Annotated in this window: 15 protein-coding genes and 1 riboswitch; of the genes, 8 read left to right on the forward strand and 7 right to left on the reverse strand. The window is 63.6% G+C overall.

The window, feature by feature from the left end; all coding sequences use genetic code 11:
• Positions 1–42: 42 nt before the first annotated feature.
• The 3 genes from RA302_RS30565 to eno form a co-directional block, all read right to left on the reverse strand.
• On the reverse strand, positions 43–738 hold the full coding sequence (locus RA302_RS30565; RefSeq protein WP_064074691.1) for a phosphatase PAP2 family protein: 696 nt from the start codon (positions 736–738) through the stop codon (positions 43–45).
• 356 nt (positions 739–1,094) lie between these two features.
• Positions 1,095–2,354, reverse strand: a complete 1,260-nt coding sequence (locus RA302_RS30570; RefSeq protein ID WP_064074692.1) for an MFS transporter — start codon at positions 2,352–2,354, stop codon at positions 1,095–1,097.
• Positions 2,351–3,616: a phosphopyruvate hydratase gene (gene eno / locus RA302_RS30575; RefSeq protein ID WP_338481216.1), complete on the reverse strand. Its 1,266-nt coding sequence runs from the start codon at positions 3,614–3,616 to the stop codon at positions 2,351–2,353. The genes RA302_RS30570 and eno overlap by 4 nt, the downstream gene beginning before the upstream one ends.
• 300 nt (positions 3,617–3,916) lie before the next feature.
• Positions 3,917–4,008, forward strand: a riboswitch (Fluoride riboswitch).
• Between eno and RA302_RS30580 the strand changes: the two genes are divergently transcribed.
• The 7 genes from RA302_RS30580 (at position 3,992) to RA302_RS30610 (ending at position 8,765) form a co-directional block, all read left to right on the forward strand.
• Positions 3,992–4,516, forward strand: a complete 525-nt coding sequence (locus tag RA302_RS30580) for a CrcB family protein (protein WP_338481217.1) — start codon at positions 3,992–3,994, stop codon at positions 4,514–4,516. It overlaps the preceding riboswitch by 17 nt.
• Positions 4,513–4,878, forward strand: coding sequence for a fluoride efflux transporter CrcB (gene crcB, locus RA302_RS30585; protein WP_338481218.1), 366 nt, complete (start codon positions 4,513–4,515; stop codon positions 4,876–4,878). Before RA302_RS30580 ends, crcB begins: the two co-directional genes overlap by 4 nt.
• A gap of 10 nt (positions 4,879–4,888) precedes the next feature.
• Complete coding sequence (locus tag RA302_RS30590) at positions 4,889–5,437, forward strand: universal stress protein (RefSeq protein ID WP_338481220.1); 549 nt, start codon at positions 4,889–4,891, stop codon at positions 5,435–5,437.
• A gap of 97 nt (positions 5,438–5,534) precedes the next feature.
• The gene (locus RA302_RS30595) at positions 5,535–6,761 is read left to right on the forward strand and encodes an MFS transporter (RefSeq protein WP_064074702.1); all 1,227 of its coding nucleotides are present in this window, start codon (positions 5,535–5,537) and stop codon (positions 6,759–6,761) included.
• Between the two features lie 29 nt (positions 6,762–6,790).
• Positions 6,791–7,519, forward strand: coding sequence for a phosphatase PAP2 family protein (locus RA302_RS30600; protein WP_064074697.1), 729 nt, complete (start codon positions 6,791–6,793; stop codon positions 7,517–7,519).
• A complete protein-coding gene (locus RA302_RS30605) occupies positions 7,516–8,079 on the forward strand; it encodes a histidine phosphatase family protein (protein ID WP_064074698.1) in 564 nt (187 codons plus the stop codon). Before RA302_RS30600 ends, RA302_RS30605 begins: the two co-directional genes overlap by 4 nt.
• Positions 8,080–8,219: 140 nt before the next feature.
• Positions 8,220–8,765, forward strand: coding sequence for a universal stress protein (locus RA302_RS30610; protein ID WP_064074703.1), 546 nt, complete (start codon positions 8,220–8,222; stop codon positions 8,763–8,765).
• Between the two features lie 625 nt (positions 8,766–9,390).
• Here RA302_RS30610 and RA302_RS30615 read toward each other — a convergent pair.
• The 4 genes from RA302_RS30615 to RA302_RS30630 are packed head-to-tail and all read right to left on the reverse strand — an operon-like array spanning position 9,391 to position 14,121.
• Positions 9,391–10,263 (reverse strand): TniQ family protein, encoded by an 873-nt coding sequence (locus RA302_RS30615; RefSeq protein WP_064074700.1) that lies wholly within the window; start codon positions 10,261–10,263, stop codon positions 9,391–9,393.
• Positions 10,260–11,300: a TniB family NTP-binding protein gene (locus tag RA302_RS30620; RefSeq protein ID WP_064233800.1), complete on the reverse strand. Its 1,041-nt coding sequence runs from the start codon at positions 11,298–11,300 to the stop codon at positions 10,260–10,262. Before RA302_RS30620 ends, RA302_RS30615 begins: the two co-directional genes overlap by 4 nt.
• A 5-nt stretch (positions 11,301–11,305) precedes the next feature.
• Entirely contained in the window at positions 11,306–13,390 is a 2,085-nt protein-coding gene (locus tag RA302_RS30625; protein WP_064075566.1) for a Mu transposase C-terminal domain-containing protein, read from the reverse strand.
• Positions 13,387–14,121 (reverse strand): TnsA-like heteromeric transposase endonuclease subunit, encoded by a 735-nt coding sequence (locus RA302_RS30630; RefSeq protein WP_182262169.1) that lies wholly within the window; start codon positions 14,119–14,121, stop codon positions 13,387–13,389. The genes RA302_RS30625 and RA302_RS30630 overlap by 4 nt, the downstream gene beginning before the upstream one ends.
• A gap of 672 nt (positions 14,122–14,793) precedes the next feature.
• On the opposite strand from RA302_RS30630, the gene RA302_RS30635 reads away from it, so the two are divergent.
• On the forward strand, positions 14,794–15,018 hold the full coding sequence (locus tag RA302_RS30635; RefSeq protein WP_047269165.1) for a hypothetical protein: 225 nt from the start codon (positions 14,794–14,796) through the stop codon (positions 15,016–15,018).
• Positions 15,019–16,538 lie beyond the last annotated feature (1,520 nt).

A 16,538-nucleotide genomic window follows, 5' to 3' on the forward strand; every position in this document is an offset into this window, starting at 1 on the left:
GCGTGCTCTTACCTGGGTTTAGCCGGGTCGGCGAAGAGTTGTTCACTGTTTAGTCGGGCCCACTGCTCGACGCCGACCTTGCATCGTGATGGTGATTGCGTTGTGCTCCGGTTGTTCGGGCGCAGTGGCCCCTGAAAGTAGAGGACGAAGCGGCCCGGTCGAGAGTTTTTCGACGAGTGCGGTCACATACTTGCGCAGTACTAGTGCGGTGACCAGACCAACGACGAATCCCACGACAAGACCGGCGATGACGTCGTGGGGGTAGTGGGCACCGACGTAGACGCGAGAGAAGGCCATCAAGGCGGCGGCCACCGCTGCCACCGTGCCCCATCGCCAGCTGACGAAAAACAGGGCGGCGGCGACCGCGGCGGCGACGACGGTGTGGTTACTGGGAAACGAATAGTCCGCCAGAGGTGGACACTTTTCGAGAATGAACGCAGTTGGATAGGAGTTGCAGGGCCGCGGCTCCTCGACCACCCCTTTGACCGCGTCGTTGACCAGGTACGCGGCGACCGCGGCGATGGGTGCGGCCACGACGGCGGCCATGGTCGCCGAGTCTTCGCGCCGGGCTTTCCACCACGCAGCGATGATCAGCACACCGAAGAAGGCGATGCCGATGCTGGTGTACAGATACATCGGCTCGTTGAGCCACGGTGTGTCTCGGGCGAAATCGGTCACGTCGATATACGACGATCCGTCGATTCCGGATCCGTCGAGCGCAAGATTGTGTGTGTTCATGTCCTCGTTCGTCTGTCGTCGTCAGTCGGTTGCGCCGGTTTGTCGCAGCACCCGGTCCGGCGAATCGGCCGCCGGAGAACTCGACTGCCCACTCCCGTGGCGGATCGTCCACGATTGCCCATCCCGGTACGCGATGCCGTCACCACTGTGTGCACCAGCCGCCCGTCACCGGCCTCTCCGTGCGCAGTCTTCACCGATGGCGCTGTGTATTTGCTGAGAACCGCTGCCCGCCGGTGGTTCGCTCTTTTCGGAGTCGCTTGTCGCGCAGGGGTGCGGCAGATCGTCGATAGCTGGTGTACGCGGCCCTCGGTCCTTGTCTCAGCGCATGATTCGAGTACCTGCGCAGCGTCGCCCGGTCATGCCGTTGTCCAGTTGCGGCGGTCACGGGGTTGCAGCAGCGGCGATGCGAGCACCGACGCGAACATCCACGCCGCCACGTACCCGAACGCCACCATCGGCGAGATCAGCGACCACAAGATCCCGGCGATGACCGTCGAACCCATGTCACCGAACGCCTGCACCAAGCCGAGAACCCCGAAACCGTTGCCGCGCAGACCCTCCGGCAACGTCTTCGCGACCGCTGTCGATTCGGCCGTCTCGGCCGCGCCGATCCCGAGACCTGCGAGAACGAACCCCAACAGAAGCAGTGGCCACGCGTGCGGACCGACAGCGAACACCAGATACCCCGCCACGTAGACGAGCGCGCTACTCGCGAACACCAGCCGCGGGCCGATGCGGTCCGAGAGTTGCCCGGCGACAAGCGAACACACCGTAGCGGCGGCGTTGTGTGCGACGTAGAGCAGGATCGCCAGGCTGGTGGCCGCAGTGAGATCCCGACCTCCGCTCTGCAGGAGATCCGTCGCCCGCAGGATCAGCAGGGTGGTGGCGAGATTGCCGAGTTCGAACATTGCCACCGGCGTCAATGTGCGGGCGAACCCCACTTCCCGCAGCTCCCGCAGGTTCAGTGTGAGGGTCCGCCGGCCGGCTGGTTCACCGAGGGAGCGTTTGGCTTCGCGGGCGGCGATCAGGATCGCCACCGCCGCGAGGATGCCCGGAACGATCGAGAGGACCATCGCATGCCGGACACCGACGACGGCGACCAGGATCGATGCCGCCAACGGCCCGATGATCGCCCCGGCATTATCGCCCGCACGCTCGACACCGAATGCCCGCCCGTACGAGTCGTCACGCGAGAGCGAGGTCAGCAGCATGTCGCGGGCGGGTGAACGCACCCCTCGTGAGATCCACGCGAACGAGCGCAGGAACGCCACCTGCCACACCGCGGTGGTCAGCCCGATCGCGGCGGTGGCGATCGCAGTGCCGACATAGCCGGAGGCGGCCAGCCTGGACCTGCGGGCAGGGTCGTTCGACAACGGGCCGCCAGCGAGCTTGGCGAGCCCGGTCAACGCGTCCGCGGTGCCGTCGATCGCTCCGAGCGCCCCCGGGCCGGCATGCAGGGTGGAGGTGAGGAACGTCGGGAGCAGGCTGGTGACCAGTTCGTGGCTGGCGTCGCTGAACAGGGACGCCCCACCCACCCCGAGCACTCCCGGGGTCAACCAGCGACTGTCGGTCGGTTCGGAGTTCGGTGGGTCGGCAGGTCGAGACGCCTCCGTCACGACGGTAGCCCGTAGCGCAGGCGGGGGTTGGCGTCGGCGATCTGCAGGAGGCGGTTGTACTTCGCGACCCGTTCCCCGCGGGCGGGCGCACCGGATTTGATCTGGCCGCATCCGGATGCGACGGCGAGGTCGGCGATGAAGGTGTCGTCGGTTTCGCCGGAGCGGTGCGAGATCATCGCCCCGTATCCGGCGTCTCGACATATTTTCAGCGCCTCGAGGGTTTCGGTGACGGTGCCGATCTGGTTGACCTTGATCAGGGCCGCGTTGCCCACACCGGCGGCGATGGCGTCGGTGATGATGGCCGGGTTGGTGACGAAGTTGTCGTCACCGACGATCTGGATCCGATCGCCGAGGGTGGTGGTGAGGTGTTTCCACCCGTCGAGGTCGCCTTCGCTCAATCCGTCTTCGATGCTCCAGATGGGGTATTCGTCGACCAGACGTTCGTACCGGCTGATCATCTCGGCGCTGGTGACGTGTTGCCCGGAAACCTCGTAGAAGTCGTGGGTGTGGAATTCGCTCGCCGCCGGATCCAACGCGATCGCCACGTCGCCGAGCCCGGGGATGTAGCCGGCCTTCTTGATCGCATCGACGAGCAGGGTGAGCACTTCTTCCGGCCATGCCACCTCGGGCGCGAAGCCGCCTTCGTCGCCGAGACCTGTTGCGAGGTTGCGGTGTTCGAGCGAGCTTCGGAGGTCGGCATAAATTTCCGATCCGGCCCGCACGGCATCGGCCATCGATGGGGCACCGAGGGGGGCGATCATGAATTCTTGGAACTGCAGGGCGTTCGGGGCGTGGCGGCCACCGTTGACGACGTTGAAATGCGGTACCGGTAGCCGCGGCTGCACACCGTCCGGGGTCAGCGCGCGCCACAACGGTTGCTTCGCACTGGCGGCGAAGGCGCGGGCCGCGGCGATGGAGACACCGACGATCGCGTTGGCACCCAATCTGGATTTGTCGGCAGTGCCGTCGAGTTGGATCATCACCGCGTCGACATCGGCGAGTGTTTCGAACACCCGCCCGGTCAGCGCACCGGCGATCGGTCCGTTGACGTGAGCGACAACCCGGGAAACACCGCGGCCACCGAATCGTGCTGCGTCGTGATCACGCAACTCCACCGCCTCACGGGTGCCGGTGGAGGCGCCGGAGGGAACACCTGCGCAGACGACGGTCCGATCGGAAAGTTCGGCGGTGACCGACAGGGTGGGGTTGCCGCGTGAATCCAGGATTTCCACCGCGCGAATGGTCGAGAATGTGACAGACATCGGATCCCCCTCGGGATGTGGTTGCCGCTGACCGGCTACCGACACCTCGTGGGTAGGAGCCCCGGCCAGCGTTGTGTGCTGGACCAGGGACCGTTGGCGTTCCGCTCCGTCCGGTGCGAAATGCGGTTATGGCGAGCCCCACCGCCATGATCGTGGATTTCACGTTACGCCGCGATGGGGGAATGGAGCGACTCGAAGCCGGCACCCGCCGGCGACGAATTCGTCCACGAGAGGAGTGGGGATTGTGAGACTCGAGCGTTCCCCGGAGGCGACAGCCGCGGCCCAGTCAGGATATATTCATCAGTAACAGGCGATGGATCTCCGCCTAGACACACCCTCCGGAGGGTTGTCTGAACCGCCCCACTCCCGGGGCTGATGGCTCCTTCCCACCGTGGAAGGACTGTGCCTGTGACCCGCCCCACCGATCCCGCACCGACGCTGCCGGTCGACCCCGATTCCGTTCCCCGCGAGCCGGGGCCGCTGCATGTGCGCCCCTCGGCCATCGCCGCCGTCGCCGCAGGTGGGCTGCTCGGCGCGCCGCTGCGCTACGGACTGGGCGTCGCGTTCCCCACCTCGGCCGGACAATTCCCGTGGACGACGTTCGCGATCAACATCGCCGGCGCCCTGCTGTTGGGATTGTTGCTCGAAGCCCTCACCCGCCTCGGTGAAGACGCCGGGTGGCTCCGGCGGGTGCGGTTGTGTGTCGGCACCGGTGTGCTCGGCTCGTTCACCACCTACAGCACCCTCGCCGTGGACACCGATCTGCTCCTCCGTGATCACCACCTGGGCAGTGCCGCCCTGTACGCGGTGGCCAGTGTGATCGCTGGTCTCCTCGCCACGACCGCCGGTATCGCCGTGGGCGCGCAGGTACGGACCCGACGTGTCGAGGCCGCACGATGATCACCGTGTGGATTGCACTCGCCGGTAGCGCCGGCGCAGTGGCCCGCTTCGTTCTCGACGGGGCGATCCGAACCCGGCGTAGTGCCGAATTCCCCTGGGCCACAGTGATCATCAACATCACCGGCTCCTTGATCCTGGGACTGGTCACCGGAGCCGTCCTCTTCCACGGCGCCTCGCGCGAGCTGCAGTTGATCGTCGGAGTCGGGTTCTGCGGCGGGTACACCACCTTCAGCACGGCAAGTTTCGAAACGGTGCGGCTGATTCAACGCCAACGCTATTGGCCCGCTTTCGGTAATGCGGTCGGGACTCTGGCCCTGACCGTGACGGCCGGCGCCGCAGGTCTCGCGTTGGCGGGACTGTGAGGAGAACACGATGAGCAAAGACGCACGTCACCGGTTCACCGAGAACTTGAGGTCACTCGAACCGCTGCATATCGACGGGCCACCGGCAGTGCCTGCGCCGGCGTGTCATCTGGTGGTCGGCTTCGACCGCAATGCCGGCTCCCATTCGGCATTGCGGTTCGCGGTCGACTTCGCGCTGCGCATCAATGCCGGTGTGCACGTGGCGCACAGTGTCGACCCGAACGATCTCCCCATCGATCCAGATTCCCCCAACTACGAGAGGGAACTCGCCGACGGACTCGAATCCGAACGTAGCGAGGCGTGCGCGATGCTCGCACCGCTGCCCGGGAACTGGTCGTACGACTGCACCCACGAGGATCCGATGCGGCTACTGATCTCGATCGCCGAGCGTCACGACGCGCTGATGATCATCATCGGCACTCCGCGGCGCGGCTTCGTCTCGATGATGGAACGCATGTCCGGTGAGTCGGTGTCCGCGCACCTGATCCACAAAGGCCACCGGCCGCTGTTGATGATTCCGGCGCAGGCCCGGTTCTCCGGATGGACGGCCACACCGTGATGGCTGCTCCGCCATCGAGGACAGAGAATGACGGAAGGACACACACCTAGTGCCTGATCGGACCGATGGGCAGGAAATAACCAGCACTGCTACCCGCATACCGTTGACACCGTGGCGATTCATCGTCGCGTTCGGCACGGTCAGCTTGCTCGCAGACTTCGTGTACGAGGGCGCCCGTTCGATCACCGGGCCGCTACTCGCCTCACTCGGTGCCACCGCCCTGGTCGTCGGCATCGTCACCGGTATCGGTGAAGCCGCAGCCCTGATGCTCCGACTGGTTTCAGGTCCGCTAGCGGACCGAACCCGCAAATTCTGGACATGGACCATCTCCGGCTATGCCCTGACCGTGGTGACAGTTCCGTTGCTCGGCATCGCGGGAACACTCTGGGTGGCATGTGCATTGGTCATCGCCGAACGCGTCGGCAAAGCCGTCCGAAGCCCCGCAAAGGACACTCTCCTCTCCCACGCCACCGCTGCGACCGGCCGCGGTCGCGGTTTCGCCGTCCACGAAGCACTCGATCAAGTCGGCGCGCTGATCGGTCCGCTGGTGGTCGCTCTCGTCCTGGCAATCACCGGCGGAGACTACGGGCCTGCATTGGGGATTCTGGCGCTACCGGGCGTGGGAGTAATCGCGATGCTGGTGTGGTTGCGAGCCCGCGTCCCCGACCCGGTGCTCTACGAAATTCCCCACCGCACCGAGCCAGGTGAGGAGACCAACCCCGATCATCTCGCCCACGCCCCTCGAACCCACTGGTGGCAGTCTCTGCCCGAATCGTTCTGGGTCTATTCCGGGTTCTCTGCCGCGACGATGATCGGATTCGCCACCTTCGGGGTGCTCTCCTTCCATCTGGTCGCTCGCAATATCCTGCCCGCGGCTGCCGTCCCGCTCGTGTATGCCGCGGCGATGGGCGCCGACGCTGTCGCTGCACTGGTAACAGGATGGGCATACGACAAGGTCGGCGCGAAAGTACTCGGTAGTCTTCCCGTCCTTGCCGCTCTCGTGCCTGTGCTGGCATTCACCGACTCCGTGGTCGCGGTGATCGCCGGCGCGCTGGTATGGGGAGCGGCCGTCGGCGTGCAGGAGTCGACGCTGCGCGCGGTCGTCGCCGACCTCGTCCCACCACCTCGCCGTGCCACCGCCTACGGTCTTTACGCCGCGATCATCGGAGTCGCCACCGCCGTGGGCGGGGCCTTGACCGGACTCCTCTACGAAGTCTCGATCCCGATCTTGATCGGCACCGTCGTCACCATTCAAATTCTCGCTGTCGTGTGCCTGATCGGCACCACACACATTCGATCTCACACCAGTCGTTCCCCTTCCTGAATTCATCCTCCGATCGGACGGTTCCTTTCGTGTCCCACCACCCCGATACCCCTGGCCAACCGTGGATCCGGCCGCTGATCGCGGCGATCACCTGTTTTGCCGTGTTGCTCGTCGTCGGTGTCTTCTCGAAGACGTGGGTCATCGAGCACGGACTGGATCTCGACGAAGGGATCGAACGCCACCGCACATCGTGGGGCGTCGTGTTGGCTGAGGTGGTGACCGATTGTGCGCAACCTGCGGTCGGAGTCGGCGTCGTCTTCGTTCTCGCAGCCTGGCTCGGGATGCGTCGGCGCCGCTCGGACGCGATCCTCGTTCTGGCGATCATGGCGGGAACACTGATCGTCTCGACCGTCGCCAAGTATGCAATCCGGGAGCCCCGGCCTCCGGTGTCGTTGTGGGCGATGACGCCGGACACACACTGGTCGTTCCCCTCTGGACATACCGCCGTGGCAGCGGCGGGTGTCGGCATCATTGTTCTGCTGACCGCACACTCACGCTCGGCACTGCGCAGGGGCGCCCGTCTTCTCGCAGTCCTGTTCGCCCTCACCGTCGCCGCATCACGCCTGTATCTGGGGGTGCACTACCCCAGCGACGTGATTGCCAGCTTCCTCGCCGCCGCCACCGCCATTCTCGCGGTTCATGTCGGCTCTCACATCCCTGCCGGGTTCCGCTTGGTGACCGGCCGATGGCTACGTAATGGCATCGACGCGCCGAATGTCGTTGACATCGAAGAACCGATGAGAGAGGACTCGTCATGACCTCGCAGCTCTACCTCGTCCGCCACGGACAAACCGCCCTCAACGCCGAAGGCCGCCTACGCGGCCTGGCCGATCCACCGCTCGACGAGATCGGCGAGCGACAAGCCGCCGCCGTAGCGAGGGCCCTGAGCGATATCGGAGCGAGCCTTGTTCTGTCCAGTCCACTCCGCCGCGCCGTCCGCACCGCGCAGATCATCGCCGAGGCGCTGGGCATAGAGCAGCGCATCGATGCACGCTTGAACGACCGCGACTACGGGTTCTGGACCGGGCACCGTAAGAGTGAGGTACTAGCAGAATGGGGCACCGTCGATGCAGCGCCCGGGGTGGAGACGTCCGAGACGGTTCTTACCCGTGTCCTGCCCGCACTCGACGAATTCGCGGTACCGGGCGCCGATTCGACACCGTTGATCGTCGTCACCCACGACGCCGTCATCCGGCCACTGATGCTGCACATCGACCCGGACGCAACGACGATCACCGTCCCCACAGGGTCCTACCAGGTGCTCATCTACCTCGAGGGGAGGTGGAGAATCGATCTCATCGATCAGCAACCCCTCTGACCATCACCTCGGATGAAAAGCGTCACCCATCCCGTCCCGGTGCCCGGCAGTGCGACTGCCCTTGCGAGCCTGCGAATTCCGGGCGAGCCTGCGACTTCCGGCACCAGATGCGATGGTCGTCCACCGTTCCAGGAGACCCCATGAACAGCCAGCAGAAGATTTCGCACGCGGCGCACTCACCACTGACCTGTCATCTGCACGAAACCCGCTCACATCTACCCGTCGCAGGTCACATCGTTGCCGGCCTCGGTTCCGGCGCCCCTAGCAGTAACGCACTGACATTCGCCACGGATTTCGCAGCGAAGCAGGGCGCAGCATTGCATATCGTGCACTGCATCGACGTCGAAGACATGCCCGTCGAAACCGATTCCCCCTATTACGAAGATCGCTTCCACCAGGCTGTCACCGCCCAACGCGATCGCGCACTCGCGATACTGCACGCCTTCCCCGGTAACTGGACCTACGACTGCCAGCGCGCCGAACCTGCACAATATTTGATGACAATCGCCGACACATACGGGGCCTTCGTCATCGTGATCGGCGCTCCGCGCCTGGGAGCGGTATCGGCCGGCGGCACTCTGTTCCACACCTCGGTCTCGAGCCGACTGGCCCGTCAGAACCGGTATGCACTGCTCCTGATTCCGGCTACCGTCTCCGCTGCAGCGTGGCCGGACAAATCCACGTGACTGTGTCGGCATTTCGCGCGCCCCGCCGTTCCGCGATGCGATAACGACGGACTGCTGTTCACCTGGTGACGACAGAGTACTGCGCTGATGCGAGACCGCTCAGAGTAGAGATTTCTCCGTGACGACACGCTGCCCGCGGAGAAGAACGCACATAAACTCATCCGCCAATCGGTAGTACATCTGTCGACCGTCTCGTGTCCGAAACAATCTTGCGATCATGAAGCATACGAACAGCATGCGAGACCGCCGATGCTGTCATTCCTGTCCACGGCCATGTCCGTGACGCACAGGGGCCCAGTGCTCAAGCAGCACAGTATTCGTAGTCTATTCGGATCTGCCATCGCCTCGAAGCGGTTGCGCCACAAGTCGATGTCGCATCCGGAGAAGAGGCCGGGTTCAGTCTGCGCATAGGTCTGTCTGCGAACCTCGCGTAAGCCGTGAATACTTCGGATCGCGCCCAGGCCCGCCCGCAGCATCAATGAATGGTGCCAGAATTGATATCAATTTGTTTGCATTCGACTTTCGCAACCCCACAATGTCCGATTTCTGTCTCATTTTCAGGCGATGGCGGCATCAGACACGCCGGCAAGCTGCTCTCTAGTGCAACAAGTCAAGTCGACAGTGGTCAGAGCATGTTCCAGTCGATGCTGGCCCGGGTGAGACCCTCGATCCATTTCACGATGGGGTCGCTTTTGCCCTGTGGCCAGTAGGGATGCCGTTCGCCGCTTGTCCGCCATCCGAGTTCGGTGAGGAACAGATTGCATGTGTGCTGTCTGGAAGCGACCCGCCGCCAGTGCGGTGAGACCAGCAATGCGGCGGTGTTGACGACGTTGGGGTAGCTCGCCGCCAAATATTCGCAGTCGTCGAGGGCGATGAACCGCCTCGCATTCGGCTGGAGGATGCCGAGTCTTTCCTTGACGCCGCTGCACGCGGGAAATGAGACGAGGTTGTTCCACACTCCGCGAGCGACGTCGAAGGCGTATTGGGTCGGTTGCGGTCCGCGTCGTTGCGCCAAGCGCCGATGTCTGGAATGAGCGGCCAGGACTGCTGGTGTGTCGCTGACATCGAGCACGCGGCCGCGATCGAATTGCCCACCGCTGAACCAGATCTGGTGCATCGGGCAGGCATGGACGTACGACGGGTAGTAGCGGGTCACTGGGCCACCTCGGTGACGGTTCGTGCAGGCAGGGCAGGCCGGTCGCGGCCAGTCCGCGAAGCGGGCAGAGTCGGTGTGCCAGTTCGACAACTGAGGAAGCGTGCGTGTGAGCTGCTCGCGTGAATAACCGGTGATGGCGACGAGCCTGGCGAGGTTACCGAGCCGGATGCGTAATCCCAGCCGCGTGGGGTCGAGCCCGAGGTGACGCTTCAGTGCGTCGTTGCTGATGTGGTTGACGACGGCGAGTCTGCGTAGGTAGGACTCGATCGTCTCGTTCATCGAGGGCGGGATGGGAATGGGCAGCGGGCGCGCTTGCCCGCTCAGGCGCCGCCGAGAGGTCATGCAACGCCACTTCGCTTGGCCGAACCCTTGCCGGGAGCCAACTCCGGCTGAATGTTGGCGGCGCGGTCGAGTCGCTGGGCGTCGAGATGAGCTTTGGTGACCTTCTCGCTGCCATCGAGGATTGCGTCGATGGCAGCTCCCCGGATGAGGTGGGACAGGCTCCCGAGCATGCCGTTGGTGCGCTGGTAGAGATATTGGCCCTGACGGGCGAGGGTGCCGGGTTTGTGCCGATGCAGGCGGAGCGCTTGCTCGAGTGTGACGATGAGAGCGCGCCAGTGTTCGCGCTGCGCGGTGCTGCCGTAGGCGAACGGGTGGGTGGAAATAGTGGCGAAGCGGCCGGCGATCTGGCGGCCGCGGATGCCGGAAAACAAGCCTGCATGTTCGACGTCGATTCCGGCGTAGACGAATGTCGCCGGGATGCGCTCGGAGAAGTATTTCAGTTGATCGGAGACCTCTGCACCCGCTCGGGTGGTCAGCGAAATGTTGTGGATCTCATCGACGAGGACCAGATCGCAGCCGACGTCGCAGAGGACCGCGCAGACGGAATTAGTGATGTCGGTGAGATTGGCGCGGCCCGTGACCGGGAGACCGAGGAACCGCGCGAATTCGACCGCGACCATGCGCGCAGTCGCAGCCGGGGGCAAGGTGATGTAGACGACCGGAATCCGTGTCCCCCGAACCGGATTGCGCAAACGCGTTCGAAGCTCATGGGCCAGCCCCAACTGGGTCAACGCGGTGGTCTTGCCCGTACCCGCGCCGCCGGTGACGATCAGCCCGCGCCGAGCCGATATCTGGCGGCGATTGAGAATCAACAGCCGCCGAACGGTTTTCGTGATGTCCTGGATGGCAGGGGTGTTCACCACGATCAGTTCGGAGTGGTAGTCCAGCCGGGTGTCGTCGTAGTCGGCGCGTTCGGACGGTGCCAGCTCGCACCAATCTCCGCGCAGCTCAGGCGCAGAGCGGTCACGGCCAACCCAGCGATTCCAGCCCTCCTTGGTGGTCAGTGGGGCGTCCGGTGGCGGGTCGAATTCACTCATGCTGGTCACAGCCACCTCTCGGCCTCCGCGGCGGCATCGAAGACACCGAACGGGATCACAGTGCCCAGCTCGCCTTCATCACCGCCGCTGTCCTCGTCGAAGTCGTCACCACCGTCGAGCACACGCAGATCGACCGGCACGACAGTGGCTCGCTCAGGTGCCGCAGCCCGGGTACGTGCCGCCACCTTGCGATCAGCCTTGGTCCTGGCCGCCGACTGCGTATCCGGGCCCGCGGACGCGCGATCCAGCAGATCCGCCAGCGCCCGCGCGGTCGCGGTCTCCACCGGTTCAGCTGTCGGCCCGGCGTCGGCGACGATCTGGCGGGCGTGACGCCAGGTAAAGTCCGCGAACGGAGCCGACACCATCGGCAGATGCGTCCAGGTCGCTCGGATCCAACCACCTTCGTAGTGGTTACGAACGAACACCTGCGACAGGTCGTACGGGTCGTAGCGGACTTCCCAAGCCCCGTTGTGCGCGGTGACACCGGAATGCTGGCGGCGATAGGGATTGAACCCGCGATCGTCGTACGTGCGCCGGTCGAGGCGCACCCCGTAATCGTTGATGGCGCGCCATTGCGAAGGCAGCAGTTCGATGTAGTCCTCACCGCTGAGCATCAACGGCAGATAGCCTGCGGCGCTGACCAGCACCGCGTACATCTCGTTCGGTGACACCGCCTGACCGCTGTCGGGACTGCGCAGCCCGTCGTGTGGACGGCGCTGCCAGTGAATCACCCACTCGTCGAACAGATCCTGCAGTTGCGCCAACGACCACGCAGCTTCGTCCTCGACATGCGCGCCGCGGCGGCCGACATCGCGGCCGACGTAACCGGCGACATACTGGCAGAACAGGGTGTTGATCGAGGAAAATGTCCGCTCGATCACGCTGTTGTCGGTCGGCGTGCGCGGATGGGACGGCTGAACCGACATGCCCAGCGTCTGACATGACCGCAGGAACGTTTCGGACAGGTAGACCTTTCCGCGGTCGCAGCCGATCGTCTCCGGGACGATTACCGGTTTCGCCGCAGCCTGCTCCATACGGATGTCGATGTCGGCCAGACTGCGATACGGCAACCGCGACACCGACATCCGCAACGTCTCTGCCCAACCCGGGCGCATCGGCTCAGGTACCAGCATCCGCGCCAGCAGCATGGATGCATCCACAGCCTTGGTACCGACCGGGCGGAGCACTCCCGCCGCGATCGTGCGCGTTGCGACATCGACCGCTGCGGTCAACTCGACTCGTCGGGCGCTCCCGTCGTCGAAGACTGCCAACACGTCCAAGGGTGTCGTGTCGATCTGAACGTGTTGTCCCGGCCGCGACGCCCATGTCGCGGTGAAGGGGCCGGTCGGCCGATTCGCCGCGGATCGCCGCGTCTTCGCCGAACCGAACGTGTGCTGTCCCGTCGACAGCGCTGTCACCAACCGGTTGAATGTCGCCTTCGACGGCATCGCGACCGCCCCGTCACCGTGCCGTTGCACCAGAAGCATTTCTACCTGCCGGCGCAGTCGATCCCGGGTTCCGGTGGACCGTTTCGTTTCCCCGTCCAACGCATCCAGGACCGCTGCCACCACGCGCTCGTCAGTGCGCCGATAGGTCGACGACGGCCGTGTCACCCTGCCGTCGACCAGCCCGCGCACGCCGCCGGAACGATAGCGGCTGCGCATCCGCTGAACCGTGATCGCGCTGGTCGGGAACCCCGCTGCAGTCAATTCGGCGGCCTTGGCTGCCTCGCGCTGGCGAATGGTGGTCCGCGCCGGGTCGTACTCGGGTCGAGGAGTGGCTCCTGGATCCGCTCCGGGCGGCAACCCGGTTTGGACCTCGACGACGTGTCGTTCCCAGTCACGAGCTCGCTCGGTGGCATTAGCAGGAACGTCGGCGAGGCTCTGCCCAGCCAGTCCACCCGACCCGAACCCGGCGTCGGACTGGCCGAGGATTGCGAACCCCGGCGAGTCCACCAGATGCGACACCAGAACCACCGACGCGGTCCCATCTGCCGCTTCCAACCTCACCCGTACACCGGACAGTGCCACCACCAGATGCTCGTCGTCGTCGAAAAATATGCGGTCTCCGACCTTCAGCAGCTTCGTCATCTCGCCGCCGCCACCGATACAATCGACATCGACTCCAACCGCTGTGACAGATCCACCATCAGCTCCTTCGACCACAACAGGTGATGCAGAACCGGCAATACGGCCACCGGATCGCCTGCCGAACGCGCGCCGCCGATCAGCGGCTGAGGTTTTGCGAACGCCGCCACCAATGTCGCCGCTGTCGATTCCACGCGGTGACGAGGATGTCGATACCCGGCCAGCCACTGCACGTTCGCCAACCAGACCCGATCGTGCTCGCTCACTCGCCGATAAACCCAGCCCATCGACGCGCATGCCCGCGCGGTCGCAGCGAACGCGACCTCATCCCGTAGCTTGATCCGTGCCGCAGGTCGACAATCGGTCACTACCCCGGTGCCGTCGGCGCGGCGGGCGAAGAAATCCGGTGCATGTGATCGACTCCTTTGCCCATCGCGCCAGAACAGCCAGAACGGTTGCGCCGCGATCCCCACGACGTCGGGATCGAAGTCCAGCGCCAGTGCCTCGTCGCGCTCCAACCACGACTCATACTCCACATGCGCCGACACCGTCGCCGACCAGTACAAGCCAGGATTGTGCCGCTGTCCCTGATATGACGGAATCGATCGGATCGGCGGAACCCGTTCGAACCGCACCGCCACCGCGTCCGCCAGCGAACACCGAACCTGTGCCCCGTCCGAGCCGACGAAGCCGATTTCGAATGCGTCCTCAACAGCGTGCAGTCCGACCGACAATTCCGCGCTCCCGTCCGTCCGCAACCAACCTGATGTGGGCAGCGCTCATGACACATTGGCATCAGATGCACTGAGTCCGCATCACATTGGCGTACTAAAAGATCAGATTCACTGAGTTCGCATCAGATGCAATGAGCCAGGACACCGAAAAACACGCTCACCTGGCCCTTCCAGGCTTGAACTGCGGTAATGAATATTATCGTTGGTCAGAACGCAAAGGCACCGGGTCAAACGTGAGTGAGGCAAAGAACCCCCCAATTTCGAGAAACTTCACTTCTTGGCCAACGGAGACCGGAAACGGTTGTCTGCGAAATCAGAGCGCAAAATTGCAGGTCACCGTACTTCTCATGCTGGCTGAGCCTGCCAATCTTGTCGCCCACTCTGCGCATCGTGCCTGGCAAGCAAACTGTCGGACGTTAGGCCCTGGAAGCTGGCCTCCCCACGCCGTTCAGCGATGTCAATCGCAGTGCCACTATGCCGCCGACGTGCGCTGGGGCTGCGATACCAAGCCGGCCCCGAACTAGCCTCCAATCTGCCCGTGTACGCAGGACAGATGGCGTCGTTTCCATCGGGCAACAGCGCTGGCGTCGACGATGCTGACAGGGCGATGCACCGGAACCCTCGTCCGTAACGTCAGGCCTGAGTCGAATCCAGCCATCCCGAGGAGCACCAATGCCACCAGAGAGTCACCGCCCCAGAATTACGTACCGGAATGAGAAGCAAGCGCAGATCGTCGGGATTGGCTACTTGTCTTTCGGGCTCATCGCTCTGATCGGTGTTGTGCTGTTGCTGATCATTCCGGCTGTGTGGTCCATCGTGATCCTGGCAATAGGTGTTGGCGGTGTTGTCGGCCTCTTCCTGATCACTCCCCCATCAGACAAGGCGCCTCACGACTGACCGGTCCGCATCGGACCAACCCGGGATCGGAAGCTTCCGATCGACAGCGCACCCCTCCCCTCCCCTGATTCGACCCTGCGGCCAGCTCGAGCACGACGAGCTGGCCGTTTTCCATTTTCGATCCACTGTTTGCTCGCGGGCGGGAAATTGCGCGCCAATCACCGCAGTTCACAGGCATAGCGCCCCCCAGATGGCCATGGACAGCCATTCGGGCCCCCTCTTAGGCATCTACCGCGGCGAGGGGGTCTGTCCAGCCTCCGTCGATGCTGGGGCGCATTGCCGCGATTTGACGATTTTCCAGGGTCGCAAATTCGCGAAATCGTATGGCCTGAATCACAATTGACCAAATCAGCCCGGGGTCAGACTGACGTCCGGAGTGTCTCTTCAGGTGGCTCGGAATCAGGAATATCGGACGCCAGTGCGCTCAGGAAACGGCTGACTGGATTGGGTCCGGATGTGCATCTGGCGACCTCCAACACAGGTACTGCCCGCCAAACTTGGTTCGAAAATTCGGTCGATCCCGCTCCGGCGCTCGTCAGTGCCGAATCCATCCCACCAGTTGCGGGTACACCATCCCGTCTCCAAACGTGTGCCTGCTGCGCCCTCCCCTCAAGTGGACGTAGGCCTCCTTCTGGAAGATTCCTCAGTCCTTGGCGTCCGCGTCTGCCGTACGAATCGTGAAGGAGGAGCTGACGAGAGCTGCTCTAGGCAGGGCTTCGGAGACAGCAATTGGGCGTCCGCGCTGGTGTCATCCAAGAGGACGCTCTAGCCATCAAGATTCTGTGATCGCGCTCGAGGTGGCCGTCCTGTCCGCGGCAGATATGCCAGGCTGACGACACGAACCCTCCTATGGATAGAACAAATGGATATACGAGTGGGAGCCGGTATTCGACAGTGGATTCCCTATGCGGTGCCTGAAACGATCGCATCACTCCCCTCATTGGGCAATGGTGAAGCGCCTCGATTGTTCGCAACTGCCGGATGGCTGTCAGCTTCTTCTCGTCGCGTGCACTTCAGTCGACTGCGGAACCAGCGAGTTGATCGGCGAAGATTATGAGGTTTCCTGCTGAGAGTTTCACCTCAACGGTAACCTCGTTGTCCGGGCGCGGACCGAGTTCCGGGGCATGAATAGGTCCGGAAGAACGGGCAATTATCGAAGAATCCATCTCTCACTCTCCCCTATCGACTTCCTGGCGCTGACCCGGAACAGCGCGCAGAGCGAAGGTATGTCGGTTCGGAGGTCCAAATTTTGGAACCCCAGAGCGGCGGAGAGTCTTCAACACGTGACTCATTGTGTGATCGAAAATATGCATCTAGCTGTGATAACTGGCAAAGAAAGTATTGTATGTACGTGTATCGCAGCTAGTCCGTGTCAACAGTGTGTGGCGTGACTACTGGCAGAGCTGTATGGCTAGTAGCATATTGCTCACACTATGTATGCAGATGTACAGTGTAAACGGTGTATATACGTGGAGTCTGGTTAGAACTGACATTGTGTGTGGCACTGTCATTACATTCGG

It is taken from the genome of Rhodococcus sp. DN22, assembly GCF_036669995.1.
GTDB classification, from domain to species: Bacteria; Actinomycetota; Actinomycetes; order Mycobacteriales; family Mycobacteriaceae; genus Rhodococcus_F; species Rhodococcus_F erythropolis.